This window comes from Croceibacterium atlanticum, assembly GCF_001008165.2.
Lineage (GTDB): Bacteria > Pseudomonadota > Alphaproteobacteria > Sphingomonadales > Sphingomonadaceae > Croceibacterium_C > Croceibacterium_C atlanticum.
On sequence record NZ_CP011452.2, the window covers coordinates 1,966,387 to 1,986,200 of the forward strand.

The 19,814-nt window shown below is 61.7% G+C and carries 18 protein-coding genes and 1 tRNA gene; 9 read left to right on the forward strand and 10 right to left on the reverse strand.

Translation table 11 applies throughout. The features are described 5' to 3' along the window. Positions 1-3: 3 nt before the first annotated feature. Positions 4-1,323, reverse strand: a complete 1,320-nt coding sequence (locus WYH_RS09285; protein WP_244877902.1) for a surface lipoprotein assembly modifier — start codon at positions 1,321-1,323, stop codon at positions 4-6. 207 nt (positions 1,324-1,530) lie between these two features. Here WYH_RS09285 and WYH_RS09290 point away from each other — a divergent pair, with 207 nt between their 5' ends. Then, a complete protein-coding gene (locus WYH_RS09290) occupies positions 1,531-3,654 on the forward strand; it encodes a sensor histidine kinase (RefSeq protein WP_156320112.1) in 2,124 nt (707 codons plus the stop codon). Continuing rightward, entirely contained in the window at positions 3,651-4,301 is a 651-nt protein-coding gene (locus tag WYH_RS09295; protein WP_082347935.1) for a LuxR C-terminal-related transcriptional regulator, read from the forward strand. The genes WYH_RS09290 and WYH_RS09295 overlap by 4 nt, the downstream gene beginning before the upstream one ends. 697 nt (positions 4,302-4,998) lie before the next feature. Here WYH_RS09295 and WYH_RS09300 read toward each other — a convergent pair. Beyond that, on the reverse strand, positions 4,999-5,388 hold the full coding sequence (locus WYH_RS09300) for a MerR family transcriptional regulator (RefSeq protein ID WP_046903606.1): 390 nt from the start codon (positions 5,386-5,388) through the stop codon (positions 4,999-5,001). Positions 5,389-5,463: 75 nt separating this feature from the next. On the opposite strand from WYH_RS09300, the gene WYH_RS16545 reads away from it, so the two are divergent. Genes WYH_RS16545 through WYH_RS09310 form a run of 3 tightly spaced genes read left to right on the forward strand, consistent with a single transcriptional unit; the run spans position 5,464 to position 7,340 of the window. Then, complete coding sequence (locus WYH_RS16545; RefSeq protein ID WP_082347936.1) at positions 5,464-5,811, forward strand: mercuric transporter MerT family protein; 348 nt, start codon at positions 5,464-5,466, stop codon at positions 5,809-5,811. Next, complete coding sequence (locus tag WYH_RS09305; RefSeq protein WP_053833516.1) at positions 5,804-6,016, forward strand: GDCCVxC domain-containing (seleno)protein; 213 nt, start codon at positions 5,804-5,806, stop codon at positions 6,014-6,016. Before WYH_RS16545 ends, WYH_RS09305 begins: the two co-directional genes overlap by 8 nt. Then, the gene (locus WYH_RS09310) at positions 6,009-7,340 is read left to right on the forward strand and encodes a dihydrolipoyl dehydrogenase family protein (protein ID WP_046903607.1); all 1,332 of its coding nucleotides are present in this window, start codon (positions 6,009-6,011) and stop codon (positions 7,338-7,340) included. Before WYH_RS09305 ends, WYH_RS09310 begins: the two co-directional genes overlap by 8 nt. Before the next feature lie 166 nt (positions 7,341-7,506). Here WYH_RS09310 and WYH_RS09315 read toward each other — a convergent pair whose 3' ends face one another. After that, positions 7,507-8,505 (reverse strand): TonB-dependent receptor, encoded by a 999-nt coding sequence (locus tag WYH_RS09315; RefSeq protein ID WP_244877903.1) that lies wholly within the window; start codon positions 8,503-8,505, stop codon positions 7,507-7,509. A 106-nt stretch (positions 8,506-8,611) separates the two neighbouring features. Between WYH_RS09315 and WYH_RS09325 the strand changes: the two genes are divergently transcribed. After that, a protein-coding gene (locus tag WYH_RS09325) for an IS3 family transposase (RefSeq protein WP_156320037.1) occupies positions 8,612-9,975 on the forward strand; the annotation gives its coding sequence in 2 pieces (ribosomal slippage) (positions 8,612-8,960 and positions 8,960-9,975; 1,365 coding nt in all). 35 nt (positions 9,976-10,010) lie between these two features. Here the strand turns inward: WYH_RS09325 and WYH_RS09330 are convergent. Continuing rightward, positions 10,011-10,715, reverse strand: a complete 705-nt coding sequence (locus WYH_RS09330) for a tyrosine-type recombinase/integrase (protein ID WP_046905021.1) — start codon at positions 10,713-10,715, stop codon at positions 10,011-10,013. Positions 10,716-10,880: 165 nt separating this feature from the next. Continuing rightward, positions 10,881-10,967, reverse strand: a tRNA-Leu gene (locus WYH_RS09335). A gap of 180 nt (positions 10,968-11,147) precedes the next feature. On the opposite strand from WYH_RS09335, the gene WYH_RS09340 reads away from it, so the two are divergent. Together WYH_RS09340 and WYH_RS09345 are read left to right on the forward strand one after the other, a co-directional pair. Continuing rightward, positions 11,148-12,095, forward strand: coding sequence for a complex I NDUFA9 subunit family protein (locus tag WYH_RS09340; protein WP_046903608.1), 948 nt, complete (start codon positions 11,148-11,150; stop codon positions 12,093-12,095). A gap of 193 nt (positions 12,096-12,288) precedes the next feature. Beyond that, positions 12,289-13,563 (forward strand): PQQ-dependent sugar dehydrogenase, encoded by a 1,275-nt coding sequence (locus WYH_RS09345; RefSeq protein ID WP_053833517.1) that lies wholly within the window; start codon positions 12,289-12,291, stop codon positions 13,561-13,563. Between the two features lie 18 nt (positions 13,564-13,581). Here WYH_RS09345 and WYH_RS09350 read toward each other — a convergent pair whose 3' ends face one another. After that, positions 13,582-14,490: a hypothetical protein gene (locus tag WYH_RS09350; RefSeq protein WP_156320114.1), complete on the reverse strand. Its 909-nt coding sequence runs from the start codon at positions 14,488-14,490 to the stop codon at positions 13,582-13,584. A 77-nt stretch (positions 14,491-14,567) separates the two neighbouring features. Next, a complete protein-coding gene (typA, locus tag WYH_RS09355; RefSeq protein WP_046903610.1) occupies positions 14,568-16,385 on the reverse strand; it encodes a translational GTPase TypA in 1,818 nt (605 codons plus the stop codon). A gap of 231 nt (positions 16,386-16,616) precedes the next feature. Between typA and WYH_RS09360 the strand changes: the two genes are divergently transcribed. Beyond that, positions 16,617-16,892 (forward strand): hypothetical protein, encoded by a 276-nt coding sequence (locus WYH_RS09360; protein WP_156320115.1) that lies wholly within the window; start codon positions 16,617-16,619, stop codon positions 16,890-16,892. Positions 16,893-16,932: 40 nt separating this feature from the next. On the opposite strand, the gene WYH_RS09365 is transcribed toward WYH_RS09360, so the two are convergent. The 3 genes from WYH_RS09365 to WYH_RS09375 form a co-directional block, all read right to left on the reverse strand. Then, complete coding sequence (locus tag WYH_RS09365; protein WP_046903612.1) at positions 16,933-17,817, reverse strand: amidohydrolase family protein; 885 nt, start codon at positions 17,815-17,817, stop codon at positions 16,933-16,935. Positions 17,818-17,930: 113 nt separating this feature from the next. Beyond that, entirely contained in the window at positions 17,931-18,995 is a 1,065-nt protein-coding gene (locus tag WYH_RS09370; RefSeq protein WP_046903613.1) for a 4-oxalomesaconate tautomerase, read from the reverse strand. Between the two features lie 49 nt (positions 18,996-19,044). After that, the gene (locus WYH_RS09375; protein ID WP_046903614.1) at positions 19,045-19,719 is read right to left on the reverse strand and encodes a 4-carboxy-4-hydroxy-2-oxoadipate aldolase/oxaloacetate decarboxylase; all 675 of its coding nucleotides are present in this window, start codon (positions 19,717-19,719) and stop codon (positions 19,045-19,047) included. Positions 19,720-19,814: the final 95 nt, after the last annotated feature.

Genomic DNA, 19,814 nt, shown 5'->3' on the forward strand with positions numbered 1-19,814 from the left:
CCATCAGAATTCGTATCGGAGGCCGAAGCTCACCGTCGCGCGCTGGTAATCGTAGAGCGCAAAATTGCTCCAGTTGCGGGTGTAGGTGACGCGGGGGCGGGCATAGAGATTGTCCGTCAGCCGCACTTTCAGACCCGCCGCCAGGTCGATCTGTTCATCTTTGCGGCGGGCCAGGAACAGCGGATCCGATGCGTCATGCCGCCTGATCTGCCCGCCCACGCCGGCAACCAGTGCCAACCCGCGTGCCACGGGCTGTTCCACGCCGATATTCGCCCGCAGATAATCGAAGGAAAGGTGATCCCCGGCATTCCGGCGCGTCTCTTCATGCCCGCCCGAAAGCGAGATGATCGACGTGCGCGCAGAATAGGCCAGACCGACACCGTAACGGTCGGCATCGCGCAGCGGGTCACGGTCAAAATTCAGGCGGAAATATTCGCCGGAAAAGCTCAGCGCTTCGCCGTTTGCCAGCCGCTTGGTATATTGCCCCACGGCCCCCACGCTTTTCCGGAAACTGCGCTGCCCGAACCAGAATTGCTGGGCCTGCACGGAGAAGGAGACGACATCGCGATTGGCAAGGGTGTGCCCAATGCCGGCCGTACCGGTGATCGCCAGCTGATCGAAGGCGCCGCTATCAATATGGTCGCGCCCGGTTCCCAGGAAGGATACGAAGATCCGGGTCTGGCGGGAGACGGCGGACACGCCGGATATTCCGGCCTGCGCTTCATAGAAACCCTTGTCCTGTTCCCGCGCCCCCGGCCCCAGCGCGCCCGGGCCGAATGCCGCGAACAGCGGGATCACGATCGTATCGTCATCGGTCGCGCCGTTGATATTGCTGTCATATCCGCCCGCAATATCCGCAAAGCCGCTGATCGATGTGCCTCCACCCGCGATCTGGCGGTCATAATCGCGCACGATGCGATCGAACCGCTGCCGCACCGGGTCCGGAAGGCTGGGATCGTTGACCACCGTATCGAATTGTTCGCGGGCAGTATCGATATCCCCTGCCATCGCATAAGCGCGGGCAAGTTCCGCGCGCGCCTGGGAATGGTCCGGCTGCAGCGCCAGCACACGCTGGAACGCCAGTATCGCTTCTGCCAGACGCCCGGAATCCGCTGCGGACAGGCCGAGGATGTAATTATAGTCGGGATCGGCAGCGCGAACATCCTGCTGCGGCTCCAGCAAGGCATAGGCCTGCCCTGCACGCCCTGCCGAATGCAGTTCCAGCGCTTGCCGGACAACCGCATCGACCTCGGCCGCCGCCGGGCTGGCGAGCATGACTGCACAGCCCCCCGCCAGCATCATTATCGTCCTGAAAACCCGCAATGTATTCCCCCTGCCACTTTCGTGATGCGTGGACGGGTAGACAGAATGGCGTTCGGCGGTGCCATCCCGCGTCCGGGGGATGGCCTGTTCATTGCCCTTCCATAAAATCCGTTGCTGCACGATCGCGCCCTGCTCATTCAGCGCGAAGGTGCCCGGCGGTGGCTTTTTCGCTCCACCACTTCTGTTCCCCCGGCTATGGGTGGCCAAATGCCGCGTATCGGACATCGTATGTGGACCATGCCGGGTGTGCGGCTTGCCGTGGCGATGGCTGTAGGCCTCGCCATCAGCGCATTGCTGACAGCGGCCGCCCTCATCCAGCCACGCTATTCCGAATTGCTGACGGATGAAGGCCCCATCGTCCTGCAAGATGCGCAAGGCCAGGCAATTGGCGCCATCGCCGCCCATCCCACGCCTGGCGGCACGCCGCACGCCATAGAAACGGCGGATTTGACGCCCGAACCCGACACGATTGGCAGCTATTCGGAACAGGCCGAATTTTTTGCCAGGCAGGACTCGTTGGCAGCTTGGGCCGTCTGGGCAGAGCAGCAGGACGTGCCGATTATCGACGGGTTCGGAACGATACGACCTGCGGCGTTGACTGCGGCCCGCGGCCTGCCCTTCGAATTCTGGATGCAGATGGCGGTGGGCTTCACCGTTTTCATGATATCGGCCTGGATCTGGGCGATGCAGCCCCGCGCCCTGCCCAACATGCTGTTTGGCATTGCCGGTGCCGGGTTGTGGATCGCAGCCGCCACGGCGGCAATCTACAGCACGCGCTGGCTTGCGTTGCCATCCGCATTGTTCCTGCCGCTCGCCAATATCAATGGTTTCGGGGCCGCGACTTATGGCGCGGCGATGATCTGCCTGTTCCTGGTCTATCCGGTGCGGCTGGCCGGGAACTGGCTGCTGCTGGCGGTCGCAGCTTTCTTCACCGGCTGGTATGTGCTGGGCCTGTTCGACAGGCTGGGCGCGCCGTCGAATGAAGTCCCCCTGCTGACGGCAACGGAAATGCTGCTCATCCTCCTGCTGGTGGTGGCGCAGTTCTTCCGTTCACGCAAGGATCCGCTGCAGCGTGCGGCGATACGCTGGGTGGGCGTTTCAACCCTGATCGGATCGGGCCTGTTCATCAGCCTTGCCGTCCTCCCGCTGGTGATTGGCCGCGCGCCGCTTATCGATCAGAGCTATGCCTTCGCCTTCTTCCTGATCGTGCATCTGGGCGTGGCCTTCGGCCTGCGGCGCGGCGCGCTGTTCCAGAGCGAACAATGGGCAATCAACCTGCTCCGCGCTGCGTCTTTCGGCTTTCTTCTGGTCCTGGTGGATGTGGTGCTGATTGCGCTGCTTGGGTCGATCGGCAGCGCCGCTGTGCTGACCTGCCTCCTGCTGCTGCCCTTCTTCTACCTGCCATGGCGCAGCTTCATGCAGCGCTGGCTGACGGGCAACACATCCGCCGAACACCTGCTGGAAGCTGCCGCGCATATCGCCCTGATAGAAGATTCCGGCCAGCGCGCCGCGGATTGGCAGGGCCTTCTGACCCGCACATTTTCGCCCTTGCAGATCACGCCCGTCCCGCCGTCGGCATCTTCAGAGGGGAAAGTCGCGATCATCCAGGATGGCGTCGGCCTCCAGATTCCCGCAACCATGGGATGCCCGGCGCTGGAAATGCATTACAAGGCGAATGGCACCCGCCTGTTTCAGGCCCGCGACCGGCAATTATCCGAACGGCTGGTTGGCCTGGTGGGCAGTTTGCGACAGGAATATGACGCGTTCAAACAGGGCGAAGCGAGCGAACGCAGCCGTATCTCTCGCGATCTGCACGATGATCTTTCCGCGCGGCTGATGTCCGGCCTCGCACTTGACGATATCGGACAGCTCAAGGCCGTGCTGCGATCCTCCCTGGCCGAAGTGCGCGCCATCGTTTCAGCGGAAGAAGGCGGGCCGGGCCGGGTGGCGGACGTGCTGGCCGATAGCCGGGCCGAAGCGGCGGAAAGGCTCGAAGCCGCGGGGATGAGCCTGAACTGGCCGATCCTCGACGCGCCGGGCTGGCTCGGTCCCGCTCAGCAGAAATCACTCTCTTCGGTGCTACGCGAAATCGTGACCAATTCGATCCGCCATTCCGGGGGAACGCTGCTCTCGGTACAGGCGCGGGTCGAAGGCGGCCGCCTCTATGTCGTCGCCGATGATGACGGCGATCGTTTCGACGGCACATTGCGGCAGGGCAACGGCATCAGGAACATGGGGGCGCGGATGGCCGCGATCGGCGGCTATTTCGATTGCGCCGGCAGGATTGGCGCCGGTTTCCGCATCAGCTTCAACCTTCCGCTCGCCAGATGATGGCCACCCCGCACCCTCGAATCCTGGTCGTGGACGATCTGCAACCCGCGCGGCGCCTCCTGGTCGAAGCGATCCAGGCGGTTCTGGAAAAACAAGGGAAGGATGGCCGCAATCTGGTGGAAACGTCATCCTTCACGGAAACGGCTGTCTTGTTCGGCCAGAAATTCGATTTTGCCTTTATCGACCTGCATCTTCCGGACGGACGCGGATGGGACATAATCCGTAACCTGAAGAAAGACCCCGACATTCTGGTGGCTGCCGTCACCGTAATGGATGACCGTGCCAGCGTGGAAGCGACGCTGGCCGCAGGGGCGGATGGCTATCTGATCAAGGATGCAGAGCCGGAACTGCTGCATTTCCGCATCGAACGCCTGATGGCCGGTGAACCATCCCTGTCGCCCGCCATTGCCCGCATGATGCTGGCCCATTTCCGCCCTGCCCTGGATCCGGAAGAAGACCCGCTAACCGCACGGGAGCGGGAAGTGCTGTCGCTGGTCGGCCGCGGCCTGCGCGCCCGCGAAGTTGCCGATCACCTCCAGATCAGCGCCCACACCGTACGCGATCACCTTAAATCCATCTATCGCAAGCTGGACGTATCATCCCGCGCAGAAGTGGCAATCGAGGCCCAGCGGCGCAACTTGACATGATTCCGCAAAGCCATGCCCGTTATTTCCGTTTTCGGGATGCGGGCTACCCGGCTGGAACCACTGACCTGGCGAAGCATCCACCAAACCGGCACTGACCGCGATCAGCCAATCGCGAAGGCCCAGCGGATCGACAATGCCCACCGAATGCTCTCCGGCAGAGGCAACCGCCTGATACCCGAAAAAGAAACCGCCATATCTCGAAATCAGAATAAATGGTGCCAGAAGAGGCATCACATTCGAAATAATTTTTTACGTCTTATCAGATAGCTAGGAATTCGGTCGTCTCCAAAAAGCCCTCAAAAGGCCCTCAAAAGCCGTCTAATGCATTGGTTCGATGCCTTTTTCGGGACTCCAAATTCAATTTCTCCCTATGCGAGTTGGGCGATATCAATGTCAGCTTTACGCCCGTATTGTGTTGAAAAAGTCGGCCCCGCCGCGCCGGAGGTTAATTTCGGGCAACAAAAATTCAGAGTGAGCTTGCCGCTTGAATCATTGTTACACTACGAGGCGTGCCAAAGTTCTAGTGTTACCGACCAAAACGGGTGGCAGAGTTTTTCAACACAATACGCCCGGATTCTGGACGTAGCCCGCGCATAGCAAGGTGCCCGAAAGCGGACCGCTTGCTTTTCTGCTCTGGCAGGCTGAGTCAATTGTGAGTGTTGGATGGAACGTTGGTCCGTAGCTTGGATCTGCTGGATTAGCCTTCGCCGGCTAAGCTTTCCAATACCGGGCACCGATCATCACTGGTAGTGCCACACTGCCTGATCAATTTTGTCAGAGCAGTTTCCATGCGCGCGAGGTCCGCCAGCTTGGCGCGGACGTTCCCGAGATGCTGTTCCGCGATTGATTGCACTTGATCGCAATGCACATCGGGCCCCGGTGTGAGGTCGAGCAGCGCCCGCACCTCTTCAAGGGAGAAGCCGAGTTCGCGCGCACGCCGAACGAAACGCAGCCGCTCGATGTCCCGAGGACCGTAGTCGCGGTAAGCGCCCCTTCGTGGAGGCGGGTCGATGACTCCTATCCGCTCATAATATCGGATTGTCTCGATTTTGCATCCGGTCTGTTTCGATACATCACCGATTTTCACACGAAACCCCTTGAGTCTGTAGTTGCTACAGACTGTAAATAATTGCGGGAATCGGGTTTTGGAAAGGGACGACTGGTGCGCAGCTTCAGCACATGGTGGAACGGATTAGCGGCGGGCAGCGGTGTCTTTGCTGCCTTCGGAGCAGCTGCTTGCTGTGCACTCCCATTGACGCTTACGTCAGTTGGTGTGGGTTCCGCGTGGCTTGGCAGCATCTCGCCTGTCGTAGCCCCCTATCGCCTCCCCCTGCTGACCCTCGCGTCGGCTCTTCTCCTCGCTGCGACCCTCCGTTTGCTCTGGCAGTTTAGGCAGGCACAAACATGCCCGGCGGACAGTGCATGCGGATCACCGACCTATCGAGCGCTGACCGCCATAGGGATTGCCATCGGTGCTGCGCTGCTGACAGGTGCCTTCCTCTATGGCTGATCCGATCCTGATCTCGCGCTTGCGCTGCCCCGAATGCGGTCATGAAGAAGACATGGAAATGCCGACCAACGCCTGCATGTTCTTCTACACTTGCACGGGCTGCGGCGTGCGTCTCAAGCCGCTCCACGGCGATTGCTGCGTGTTCTGCTCCTACGGCACAGTTCGCTGTCCTCCGATACAGGAAGGGGACTGCTGCAATGGCTGAGGCTTTCGATTTCATTGCGATCGGATCGGGAACGGCTGCGCAGGTCGCGGTCCACCAGATGGCCGACGCCGGGAAGCGTTGCGCGGTTATCGATTACAGGCCCTACGGTGGCACATGCGCGCTCCGAGGGTGCGATCCGAAAAAGATGATGGTGAGTGGAGAGGAAGCGCTCGCTGCACACAGGCGATTGAAGGGGAAGGGTATCGAAGGTTCTGTTTCGATTGACTGGGGTGACCTCCAGGCATTCAAGCGCAGCTTCACCGACCCCGTCCCTGAAAAGCAGGAAGCTCGCTACGAGCGAAAGGGCGTCGCGACCTTCCACGGCACGGCTCGCTTCGCTGGCCCCGGCCGGATCGTGATAGGCGAGACGGAACTGTGTTTTTCCCACGCTCTTATCGCGACGGGGGCGGAGCCTCGATCACTTGGCATCGAAGGCGAGCCGTTGCTGACCCACAGCGATGCATTCCTAGAACTCGAAACCCTTCCAGATCGGATCGTATTCGTCGGCGGTGGATACATAGCTGCGGAATTTGCCCACCTCGCGGCGCGGGCAGGTGCAAAGGTGACCATCATCCAACGAGGCCGCATTCTGAAAGCCTTCGACCCTGACACGGTCGATTGGCTCATGCCGAGTTTCGACGATCTCGGCATTGAAATCGTGGACGCCGAGGTGAACAGCGTAGCGAAGAGAGGCGGCGTTCTGACCGTCCATGCTGGCGACCGCAGGATCGAAGGGGACTTGGTGGTGCACGCTGCCGGAAGAGTCCCTGCGATCGGTTCGCTCGATCTGGGGGCGGGAGACGTCGCCTGTGACGAGGGTCGCTTGGTGCTTACCGCTCAACTACGAAGCCAAAGCAACCCCAAAGTCTTCGCGGCGGGTGACGCTGCTGCAAATGGTCCGCCACTGACTCCGGTCTCCAGTCATGATGCCAAAGTGGTTCTTGAGAACATACTCGAAGATAGCGGCCGAGCTCCGAACTATTGTGGGGTTCCTAGTGCACTTTTCACGGAGCCGCCGGCGGCGCGGGTCGGAATGCTGGAAAGCGAGGCGCACGAGGCAGGTTTGGATTTCACGGTGAATGCTGGATCGCACCCAGGTTGGTTTTCGGCAAGGCGGCTGAACGAAGAGATCTACGGCCACAAGGTGCTGGTCGAAACTGGAACAGGACGCATCCTTGGGGCTCACCTGGTCGGCCCTGACGCTGACGAACTGATCAATATCTTCGGCTTAGCCATCCGACATGGGCTTAATGCGGACGATATTAAATCGACTATGTTTGCTTACCCTACAGCTGCCTCCGACGCCGGATCTATGTTGGGTTGAGCAGCACCCGATCGCCGGAGTTCTCTCCATTCCAACCCAACGACTGCTTTCACACAGCGGTGTAATGCGACCAATGTCCGCTCACGGGTCGCAAGCCGAATGTCCGCTATCTGCGCCTTGTCGACCAGGACCGGACTGACCACTAGCGGCCCCATCGCAGCCCAACTTAGAAGTCGGCAGAGATGCTGGCTTTGATTGTGCGCGGGGTTCCTTGCAGCAGTGCGGCAGAAAAGACGTCGAACGCGCTGGCCCAGTACTTTTCGTTCGTGATATTATCGGCCGAAAGGCGGAGCGTGACCGGCGTGTCGTCCGCCGCGAAGACGTAGCGCGCACCGAGATCGATACGCGTCCAGCTATCGAGTTCGAGCGTGTTGGCGGCATCGACCCACTGCGGACCCGTGTGCACTGCACGCGCTGTGATCGTCGCGCCAGGCACAAAGCCCAAGTCCCACTCCAAGTCTGCATTGGCGGTGTATTCGGAAACGCCAGGTACCTCGTTGCCGCTGACGAGCTTCGCATCGGTCAGAGCTGCGCCGCCGATCAGCCTCAGGCTGGGTGTCAGATCGCCGTTGACCGTGAACTCGATGCCTTGGTGCGTCTGATCCCCGAGGTATCCGAAGCTGCCGTCGGCAAGCACACCCTCTCCCGGTCGCTCAAGGCGGTAGGCGCCGAGACCGACGAAGACATCGCCCAGTGCCAGCTTGCCTCCAACCTCGTACTGCAGCGACTTGCGCGGGGCGAGAACCTCGCCCGGATTGTTTACGAGTGCCGGATCGAGCGGCGCTGTCGGGCCTTGCTGGAGTGCTTCGATCCGGTTGCCGTATAGCGATAGGCCATCGAACGGCTTCAGGACCACGCCGATCACGGGCGTAACCGCACTATCATCATATTCCGTCGCGAGGTCGCCGCCGAAGTAGCTGTAGCTCTTCACATTGATGGATTGCAGGCGCAGACCCGCTGTGACCTGCAATCGATCTTCGATCATCCCCATCGTGTCCGATGCGAAAGCGCTCCACAGTCGCGTCCGCGCAATCGGGAATGGATCAACCAAGTCGCCGCCGACGAGGGTCGAAGAAGGCAGGTCCACTTGTGGGGTGTCGTAGATATTGGTGGCGTAGCCGGCAAAACCCGGTCCGTAGCGAAAATCGTAGGCGTTGCGGTTCACCTGCCAGCTGGCATTGCCGCCTGTTCCCCGTCAGCACCTATGGCACAGATTTGAGGTTGTGATTTAAGGAGGATTTGGGTCTCGTCGTAGTGACGAAGGAACGAAGATGAGACCCAAATCCTCCAATGCAAAATCGCGGACCAAGACCCCTGCGGAAGCTGTGGTGAAGGGCATCCGCCGGGCCACCCGGCGGCACTTCTCGGCGGAAGACAAGATCAGGATCGTGCTGGAAGGCTTGCGCGGCGATGACAGCATCGCCGAGCTGTGCCGCAAGGAAGGCATCGCCCAGAGCCTGTATTACACCTGGTCGAAGGAGTTCATGGAGGCCGGCAAGCGCCGCTTGGCTGGTGACACCGCCCGCGCTGCGACCACAGATGAGGTGAAGGATCTGCGCCGGGAGACCGGCGCTTTGAAGGAGTGCGTCGCCGACCTGACGCTCGAGAACCGCCTGCTGAAAAAAAGCATTCTCGCGGATGGGGGCGACGACGAATGAGATATCCTGCATCCGAGAAGCTCGAGATCATCAGGATCGTCGAGCAGTCGCACCTGTCCGCCAAGCACACGCTGGACCAGCTCGGCATCGCCCGCCGGACATTCTATCGCTGGTATGACCGCTACCTCCAAGGCGGGCCGGAAGCGTTGGAGGATCGGCCATCGGCACCGAGCCGGGTGTGGAACCGCATCGGCGAGGGCATCCAGGACCAGATCATCGAGATGGCGCTGGATCACAGTGAGCTGTCCCCGCGCGAGCTGGCCGTGCGCTTCACTGACGAGAAGCGCTACTTCGTGTCCGAGGCCACGGTTTACCGCCTGTTGAAGGCCCACGACCTGATCACCAGCCCGGCCTATGTCGTGATCAAGGCTGCCGATCAGTTCCACACCAAGACCACCCGGCCGAACGAGATGTGGCAGAGCGACTTTACCTACTTCAAGATCATCGGGTGGGGCTGGATGTATCTGTCGACCGTGCTCGACGACTTCTCGCGTTATATCATCGCCTGGAAGCTGTGCACCAACATGCGGGCCGAGGACGTGACCGACACGCTGGACCGCGCTCTGGCGGCTTCCGGCTGCGACAGCGCTACGGTGCTGCACAAGCCGCGCCTGCTAAGCGATAATGGCCCCAGCTATATCGCTGGCGAACTGGCGGAATACATCGAGGCCAACAAGATGAGCCACGTGCGCGGCGCCCCTTGCCATCCCCAGACCCAGGGTAAGATCGAGCGCTGGCACCAGACCCTGAAGAACCGCATCCTGCTGGAAAACTACTTCCTGCCCGGCGACCTTGAGGACCAGATCGAAGCCTTCGTCGAGCACTACAACAACCAGCGTTACCACGAGAGCCTGAACAACGTGACGCCCGCCGACACCTACTTCGGCAGGGCCCCAGCCATCATCAAACAGCGAGAAAGGATCAAGCGACAGACCATCGAGCATCGGCGCTTGCAACACCGCAAGCTCGCCGCCTAACATCAACCCCCAGACGAGGCCGACACTCCGCTAATCTACGCCGCCAGTTGCGCCAAATGTTCTGACGACGGACAGTCGATGGCGCGCAGCAGCCCGCCAAGCTCGGTGGGCTCGAGGATTGCAGCATAATGCGTGGCTCTCGGCGTTACGAGAGCACCCTTCAGCATACTGGTCGGATCGGATTTGCAGCGGGTCGTGGCGACACCGTAGCGAAACACGCGGCCTGCGAACGAACGGCATTTCTTCGCAGTCTCGTGCTTACCAGTGGCTTCCAGCCGTTTGAGAGGAGCCAGGACTTCGAACGGCTCGATCTCGCTGATGGGTCGGTTCCCGATGGCAGGCGCAAGCTTGTCGAGGAAATAGTTGGCCTTGACGATAGTGCCATCGGCGCGGCCATTCTGGACCATCATCTGTTCAATATACTCACGTGCTACTGCCTCGAAAGTCTGTGCAGAAAGGAACTCTGCGCGGATTTTCTGCTTCCGCTTCTCAAAAGCCGGGTCGCCCCCTGAAGCAACTGCTCGTCGTGCCTCGTAGGCCACGTCTCGCGCTTGCTTGAGGCTGATGTCGGGATAGCTGCCGATGCAGAGCTTCTTTTGCGCACCGCCGATCCGGTATCGGAATCGCCAAAGTTTGCCGCCGGTGGGCGTGACCTCAACATATAGGCCGCGCTCATCGGTTACCTTGTACGGCTTGTCCTTGGGCTTGAGAGCGCGGAGGCGAGTATCTGTCAGCGGCATGTGGGGGCCTTTTCATCTGGGCCTTTGCGAAACGGCCTCAAAAGGCCCACAAAAGTGTCTGGAACCCCCGAGAACAGGCGGGACGATCCGGAACGATCCAAGGGCCAAATCCCTAGGATTTCTGCGGGTTTTATAGATTATTTGGGAGAACGTGAGAAGAACAAATGGTGCCCAGAAGAGGACTCGAACCTCCACGGGGTTGCCCCCGCCGCCACCTGAAGACGGTGCGTCTACCAATTCCGCCATCTGGGCACCTGATGCGGAAGGAACGTTGGCGTCCATCCGCTGGGTAGGGGCGGGCCGATAGCCAACGGCGACAGGCCTGTCAACGAGAACTAGCACAGTCAGTGACGGCTTGCGGCGAGAGGCGCCTTGCGGCATGGCCGCCCTGTAACGCAAAGCTCGCAGCACAAGGCTGGGTTGGACGAATAAATGGCTCATCTCGAACCGCTTGAAGACAAGCTGGTGGTGCTTATCGGTGGCGCCGGCTTCCTCGGATCACTCGTGGCGCAGGAATTGCTGCAGCGCGATGCACGTCTGAGAATCGCCGATCACGCGCCGGAAAAGGCGTTTCATCTCAAGCCGCTGGCCAATCTCGGCCAGATGCAGTTCATGCGCTGCAGCGTCACCCACCGCGCCAGCATGGAAGCAGCGATCCGCGATGCGGACGCCGTCGTCTATCTGGTTGGCACATTCGGCGCCCATCAGAAGGAATTGCAGGCCGAAGGCGCGGGACTTGCCGCCGAAATCGCCGCACAGCAGGGCGTGGAAGCTTTCGCCTATGTTTCCGCCATCGGCGCCGATGCCGAATCGGAAAGCGGCTACGCCAGCACCAAGGGGCTGGGCGAAAAGCTGGTGCTCGACGCTTTCCCGAAGGCAAGCATCCTGCGGCCTTCCGTTCTGTTTGGCGAGAACGACAAGTTCATCAATCTGTTCGCTGGCCTGGTGCGCGCAATGCCGGTGGTGCCGGTATTCGCACCGGAAGCAAAGCTGCAGCCGCTCTGGGTGGACGATGCCGCGGAAGCGATCGTCAGCGCCTTGTCCGATCCAGGCAAGCATGGCGGCAGGACTTTCGAAATCGCTGGCCCCGAAGTGCTGACGATGAACGAGCTGCTGCATGACATCGCCAGGACGCAGGAACGCAAGCGTATTCTGGCGCCAGTGCCCGACGGCCTGGCCTCGCTGTTCGCCAGCCTGCCCGGTACGCCGCTTAATTCCGATCAGTGGAACCTGCTGAAACAGGGCAGCGTGGCATCGGGCGAACTGCCGGGGCTGAAACAGCTGGGCGTTTCTCCGCGCCCGCTGGAACTGTTCCTCGATCGCTGGATGCTGCGCTATCGCAAGCATGGCCGCTTCACCGAAGCGGCGGAGACAGCCTGAACCACGCCTTCGCACCAGCGGCGCCCGGTGAATGATTGAAACAACGGATCGGGGCTTTCGCCCCGAACCGCCTGTTCGCGGCCTCTTCCCGCCCGGAAACGCATAATCGGAGCATCTGCATCAGTGTGCCGGATTGTGCAGTTCGCGCCCCGCCCCTAAGAGGGGGACAAAGTCAAATACGGGAGGGGACGAGATGAAACGGATCAGGGCGGCGCTGTCGCTGGCATTGGCACTGGGAATGATGGCCGGCGGGCAGACGGCGCGCGCGCAGGACGCGCCAGCCGGGGAAAGAGCCGCCGCCCCGCCTCCCGGTTTCCGGACCGTGGCGTTGGGCGATGGACCGTGGACCGTGGAAACCGAAATGGCCACACTGCATGTGGAGCGCGTGGGCGATACGCTGGACCATCCGTGGAGCCTCGCCTTCCTGCCAGATGGCGGCATGCTGGTGACGGAGCGGCCCGGCCGCCTGCGCATTATCCGGGACGGGCAGCTCGATCCGCAGCCAATCGCGGGCCTGCCGGCGATCTTTGCCTTTGGCCTTGCCGGGCTGATGGACGTGGCCCTGCATCCCGATTTCGCCGAGAACGGGCTGATCTATTTCTCTTACAGCAAACCGCATCCGGATGCGGGGGACAAGCCCGGCGTCAATGCCGATACCGCGCTGGCCGTGGCCCGCGCGCATTGGGATGGCGGGCATCAGCTCAGCAATGTGGAGGATATTTTCGTCGCCGCCCCATGGTACGGCTCGGAAGTGCCGGAACGGTGCTGCGGCCAGGGACCGGCCTTTGGCAGCTATGGCGGGCGTATCGCCTTTGGCCCGGACGGGTTCCTCTATGTCACCAGCGGGGATCGCAATTATGGCGAAATGGTGCAGGACCAGTCGAATGATTTCGGCAAGATCCTGCGCCTGACCGATGATGGCAAGCCCGCGCCCGGCAATCCCTTTGCCGGACAGGAAGGGTGGCAGGACACCATCTGGTCCACCGGCCATCGTAACCCGCTGGGCCTGTATTTCGATCCGCTGACCGGCAAATTGTGGGAGACGGAGTTCGGCCCGCGCGGCGGGGACGAGCTGAACCTGATCGAAAAGGGCGTGAATTACGGCTGGATGGATGTGACGCAGGGCCATCACTATAATGGCGAAGCGGCAAAGGGCATTCGCGCGGTGGACGGGATGAAGGACCCCGCCTTCGCCTTCGGCCCGCCATCGATCAATCCGGGCAATATCGCGGTCTATCACGGCGCGGCCTTCCCAGGCTGGGAAGGCGATCTGCTGATGCCGGCCATGAGCAAGTCGCTGGTCCGCATGGAAGTGAATGCCAACGGTGCCGTCACCGCTATGGAGACGATGCTGGAAGGGCTGGAGCAGCGCCTGCGTGACGTGAAGATCGCGCCAGACGGAACCGTCTATGTGCTGACGGACGAGACGGAAGGCGCGCTGCTGAAGATCACGCCCGCCGCGGAATAAATGCGGGAAAGAGGGCGGTCAGCGGCCGCCCTCATCCTCTTCTGCGACCCGCGCCAGCCGCAATTGCCGGTTCACGCCCAATATTCTTGCCGTTGCGGGCAGGTTGGGAATGGAATCGTACAGGCTGGCCAGATAGGCGCGGTCAAATTCGGTCATTTCCGCCGGGGCGCGGCCCGATGGCACTGAAAACAGGCCCAGTATCGTATCCATCGCCTGTTCGCCTTCGGGTGGCACGGTCCGCGCCAGGCCGCGCATCGTGGCGTAATCCGCCAGTTGGACCAGCGATTTGCCCTGCACCGCCGCCAGATCGAACAGGATGACGACCTGCAGAATATCTTCCCGCGTGGACAGATAGATCTTTGAATGGGCCATGGCCTGCCGCGAAACCGGCGGGTCGATCAGCGAGCCGCTTTCGTAAATGGGCATACCGTCACGGGTGCGGGTCTGCGTCATCGTCCACACGCGTACCGGGCCGTCCGCGCCCAGCAGATCCCGCCGGTCCTCCAGCGGCAGGAGGCGGAAACGATAGCCATATTTCCGCTCGTAATCCGCCATCGCGGCCTTGCCGTCCTCGACAAAGGCAATGACGAGATTGGGTTCGCATCCGGTATCGTCCGCCATCCACATCTTCAGCCTTTCGGCATTGGCGCGGATACGGTCGATCATCAGGGCGGCATAATCGGGCTTGAGGCCGAGAATGCCCGGGCACAGCCGATCTTCAAACCGGGCCAGCGGCCGGTCATGCCAGTTCTGCTTGCGAGTGATGGCGCGGGCCTGACGGCTGATCGTGCCGCGGTCCTGCATTTCGGCCTGGCCGGTGACGACGATATCGCCCCCACCCGGCTCCGGCTCTTCCGCCGATTGCGCATTGGCAGGCATGGCCGCCAGCAACGCGGCCAGCATGCAGCCCGCCCTTGTGATACTCATCCGGCTCTCCCGGGCCTGTTCAGCCCGGGAGTATCACCAGTCAGGGCAATTCGGGCAATGCCCGAAAATGTCGCAAATTATGCCGTGGCTGCGGCGCGCGCGGCTTTCTTGCGTTCATGCGGATCGAGATGGCGCTTGCGCAGGCGGATGCTCTTGGGCGTCACCTCCACCAGTTCATCATCCTGGATATAGGCAATCGCCTGTTCCAGCGTCATCCTGCGCGGCGGGGTCAGGCGGATACCTTCATCCTTGCCGCTGGCGCGGAAATTGGTGAGCTGCTTGGATTTCAGCGGGTTGACCTCGAGATCCTGCGGCTTCGCATTCTCGCCGATGATCATGCCCTGATACAGCGCCTCACCCGGGGCGATGAACAATATGCCGCGATCTTCCAGCGCGTTGAGCGCATAAGGCACGGCCTCGCCCTGTTCCATGGAGATCAGCACGCCGTTCTGGCGACCGCTGATCGGGCCCTTATAGGGTCCGTATTTCTCGAACAGGCGGTTCATGATGCCCGTTCCGCGCGTGTCGGACAGGAATTCGCCATGATAGCCGATCAGGCCACGGCTCGGGGCGGAGAATGTCAGACGGGTCTTGCCTGCGCCGGACGGGCGCATGTCAGTCATCTCCGCCTTGCGCAGGGCCATCTTTTCGACAACCGTGCCGGAGAATTCATCGTCCACGTCGACCACGACCGTTTCATACGGTTCCTCGCGGCCGGCCTCGCCCTGGCGGAACAGCACGCGCGGGCGGCTGATGGACAGTTCGAAACCTTCGCGGCGCATGTTCTCGATCAACACGCCCAGCTGCAATTCGCCGCGGCCGGCCACTTCGAAAGCGTCCTTTTCGGCACTTTCACTGATGCGGATGGCGACATTGCTTTCCGCCTCGCGCTCCAGGCGGTCACGGATGACGCGGCTCTGCACCTTGTCGCCATCACGGCCGGCATAGGGGCTGTCATTCACGGCAAAGGTCATGGACAGGGTAGGCGGATCGATCGGCTGGGCGTGGATCGGTTCGTCCACGGCGGGATCGCAGATCGTGTTGGACACGGTGGCCGTGGTCAGGCCCGCAATGGCGACGATATCGCCCGCATTGGCGCTTTCCACCGGGACCCGCTCCAGCCCTTCATAGGAGAAGATCTTGGTCGCGCGGCCGGCTTCCACCTGCTTGCCGTTCACGTCCATAGCCTTGATCGGCATGCCGACTTCCAGCTTGCCGCTTTCCACCCGGCCGGTCAGGATACGGCCGAGGAAGCTGTCGCGATCGAGCAGGGTCGCCAGCATGGAGAACTTGGCGCCGCCGTCCAGCTGCGGTTCCGGCACGTGGGCCACCAGCCTTTCGAACAGCGGGGTCAGATCGCCTTCGCGCACGCTTTCATCCATGCCAGCATAGCCGTTGCGGCCGGAGGCATAGAGCACGGGAAAGTCCAGCTGTTCGTCATTGGCGTCCAGATTGACGAAAAGGTCGAACACTTCGTCCAGCACTTCGCTGGCGCGCGCATCGGACCTGTCGATCTTGTTGACCACCACGATCGGCTTCAGGCCAAGGCCCAGCGCCTTGCCGGTCACGAACTTGGTCTGCGGCATCGGGCCTTCGGCCGCATCCACCAGCAGGATCACCCCGTCCACCATGGACAGGATGCGTTCCACCTCAGCGCCGAAATCGGCGTGGCCCGGCGTATCGACAATATTGATACGGTAATCGCGCCAGACGATCGAAGTCGGCTTGGCGAGAATGGTAATCCCGCGCTCCTTCTCCAGATCGTTGGAGTCCATCGCACGTTCTTCAACGCGCTGGTTTTCGCGGAAAGTGCCGGACTGGCGGAACAATTGATCGACAAGCGTGGTCTTGCCGTGATCGACGTGGGCGATGATCGCCACGTTGCGCAGGCTCATGAAACAATACTCGATTTGTAAGAGAGAAGTGGCCGCGCCCTTAGCGGCACAACCGCTTCGCAACAAGGGGCCAGCGCGCGATGATGAATGCCTGGCCACCAGACAATGCGCAATCGGGCAAATGCTGGCTTTCGGGAAACTTCCCTGCCCCTTGGACCGTTTCCGCCATTGAGCGCCCGCCGAAAATGGCTTCGCAATCGGGCCAACAACGCAGAAAAAGGGGATATTTCGATGCTCAGCACCACCAGGATCACACTGGCCGCCCTGCCGATGGCCGCACTGGCACTTGGCCTTTCCGGGTGCGACAGCCCGGCCGAAGAACAGGTGGAGGAACAGGCAGAAGCGATCGACGAATCCTATGAAGCGCAGGCCGATGTCGTCGAATCACTGGCCGAAGGTGCGCCCGAACAGGAACAGGAAGCCGCCGAACAACGCGCGGACGAGCTGCGTGAACGCGGCGAAAATATCAAGGACCACCTTGAGGAGGCGGCGGACGAGGAGCTCTGATCCCCGTCCGGCACGCCAGTTTCCGGCCTGACCGACCCGGTCAATCGGCCCAGTAAAGCCGCTCCGGATTGTCGATCAGCAGCTTGCGCTGCAATTCTTCAGTCGGCGCGATACGCGGGATCATATCCACCAGATGCCCGTCATCGGGCACTTCGTCCTGCATATTGGGGTGCGGCCAGTCCGTGCCCCAGATGCAGCGATCGGGATAATCGGCCACCAGCGGCGCGACCGCCGAGGCGAAATCATTCCACGGATCGCCCTTTCCGCCTTCCTTGATCGCATCCAGCCGGTCCGGGCAGGTCGGCTTGAAATGAATGTCAGGCCGGCTGTCCAGCAGGGCGCGGAACGCCTTCATGTCCGGCCCGTCAGGCCCCTGCGTCACATCGGGGCGGCCCATATGGTCGATCACCAGCGGCACGGGGATCGCGTCCATGAAGGGGCGCAGTTCGGCCAGAATGTCAGCTTCGAAATAGATCACGACATGCCAGCCGGCAGGCAGGCGCTTGCTGACTTCCAGGAACTTGTCCTTCGGCGCATTGTCGACCAGCCGCTTCAGGAAATTGAAGCGGATGCCGCGGATGCCGCCATCATGCAGGGCAGCCAGTTCCGCTTCGGAAATCGCCGGATCGACCACTGCCACGCCGCGCGCCTTGCCGTTCGATTTGGCGATCGCATCCAGCGTGGCGGAATTATCCGTGCCGTGGCAGCTCGCCTGCACGATGACATTCTTCGAAAATCCCAAATGATCGCGCAGGGCAAACAGCTTGTCCGGCCCGGCATCTTCGGGGAGATATTTCGCCTTGGGGCTGAAAGGGAACTGCGCCATCGGCCCGAAAACGTGGCAATGCGCATCCACCGCGCCCGGCGGGGGCGTGAAGTTCGGCTTGCTGGGATTGGGGTGCCAGCTGGTAATGCGGTCGCTCATATATCTTCCCTTGGCGCACGTCCTTGGACAGGCTCAGGACGCGCGGAACTTTCAACCAACTACCAGAACCGATCGTGCCGAGCCTGTCGAAGCACGCGCACGGCTCACTCCGGTCAGACGAACACCACCCCGTCCATCAGCTTGCGCGCGGTGCGCAAAAGGGCGGCGCTGACCACATCGCCTGCATCATCCACCTTGAGGATGCAGCTCATCTCGCCGCTGGGATGTTCGATGCTCAACGTCTTGCTCTCCCCCTCGGGGATGTCCGCCACTTCGGCGGCGGGCGACCCCTCCACCAGGCAGGCCGTCGCCGCCGTCACCGCGCCGAGCACACCGATGGAAGCATGGGCGCGATGCGGGATGAAAACGCGCGTTGTCACGGCGCCGCCATTTTTCGGCGGCGCGACCAGGGTCATCTTGGGGACCGATTTTTCCTTGACGTCGCCAAGATTCATCAACGGCCCGGCCGCCAGGCGAATGGCCTCGATCTTCTCGCGGATCGGGGCGAATGCCTCGCTCTCCAGCTCTTCCCGCGTTTCATAGCCGGTGGCGCCGACATCTTCGGCCTTGAACACGATGCACGGCATCCCGTTATCGATCAGCGTGCAGCGCACGCCCTCGATCACGTCCGCGGCATTGCCGGTAGGCAGCAGCGCTCCGCAGGATGAGCCAGCCGTGTCGCGGAATTCCAGCGGGATAGGCGCATGGGTGCCGGGCACCCCGTCGATCCGCGCATCGCCCGCATAATTGACCATGCCGCCCGGGGTCTGGATCGTGGCCACGGCCACCTGCCCGGTATTTTCCATATAGATGGAAACGCGCGTTTCATCCCCGGTGGGCTGCACCAGCCCGCGCTCTATCGCGAAGGGGCCGATCCCGGCCAGGATATTGCCGCAATTCTGCTGGTCGGTGACAATCGCCTGATCGACGAAGACCTGCAGGAACAGATAATCGACATCGATCCCTTCCCGCTCGCTCTTCTTCACGACGCCGACCTTGCTGGTCAGCGGATCGGCGCCGCCCATGCCATCGATCTGGCGCGGATCGGGGCTGCCCATGACGCGCAGCAGGAAGTCTGCCCGCTCCTTCTCGTCAGCGGGCAGATCATCGCTGAGGAAATAGCCGCCCTTGGACGTGCCGCCCCGCATCCACATCACGGGTGCTGAAGTCTGTGTCATCGTTTCATCCCTCTCCCCTTCCCGCGAACGGAAAGGGGAATTGCCCGGATCAGATCCACTTCAGACCCATATCGGTCAGCTTCTGGCGGAAGCCGTACATGTCGAGGCCAAGCACGCCATCGGCCAGCTTCTGGCGCTTCTCTTCCTCGTTCGCTTCGCGGGCCTGCGCCTTCTTCAGCACTTCTTCCGCGTCTTCGCGCTTCACCACGCACACGCCGTCATCATCGGCAACGATGATATCGCCCGGGCGGATGAAGGCACCGGCGCACACCACGTCCACATTCACGCTGCCGAGCGAGGCCTTGATCGTGCCCTGCGCGAAGACCCGCTTGGACCAGACCGGGAAATCCATTTCCTGCAAATCGCGCACGTCGCGCACGCCGGCATCGATGATCAGGCCCTTCACACCGCGCGCCTGCGCGGAAGTGGCGAGCAGATCGCCGAAATAGCCGTCTTCGCAGGGGCTGGTCGGCGCGATCACCAGAACGTCCCCATCCTGGCATTGTTCGATCGCGGCATGGACCATGTAATTATCGCCCGGGGGCACGCTGATCGTCACGGCAGAAGCGCCGATGCGCGCACCCGGATAGATCGGGCGCATATAGGAAGCGAGCAGCCCGATACGGCCCTGCGCCTCGTGCACGGTGGCAACACCGCATTTGCCGAGAGCTGCCACAACTTCCTTATCCGCGCGTTCGATATTCTGGACGACGACACCGGCCATGTTCCGACTCTCCACTGTCTAAAATTCGTTCGCCGGGTGGACCGGCTTGGCACCATCCGTCAAGTGCGTGACGCGGCTTGGGCCAACTTGTATGC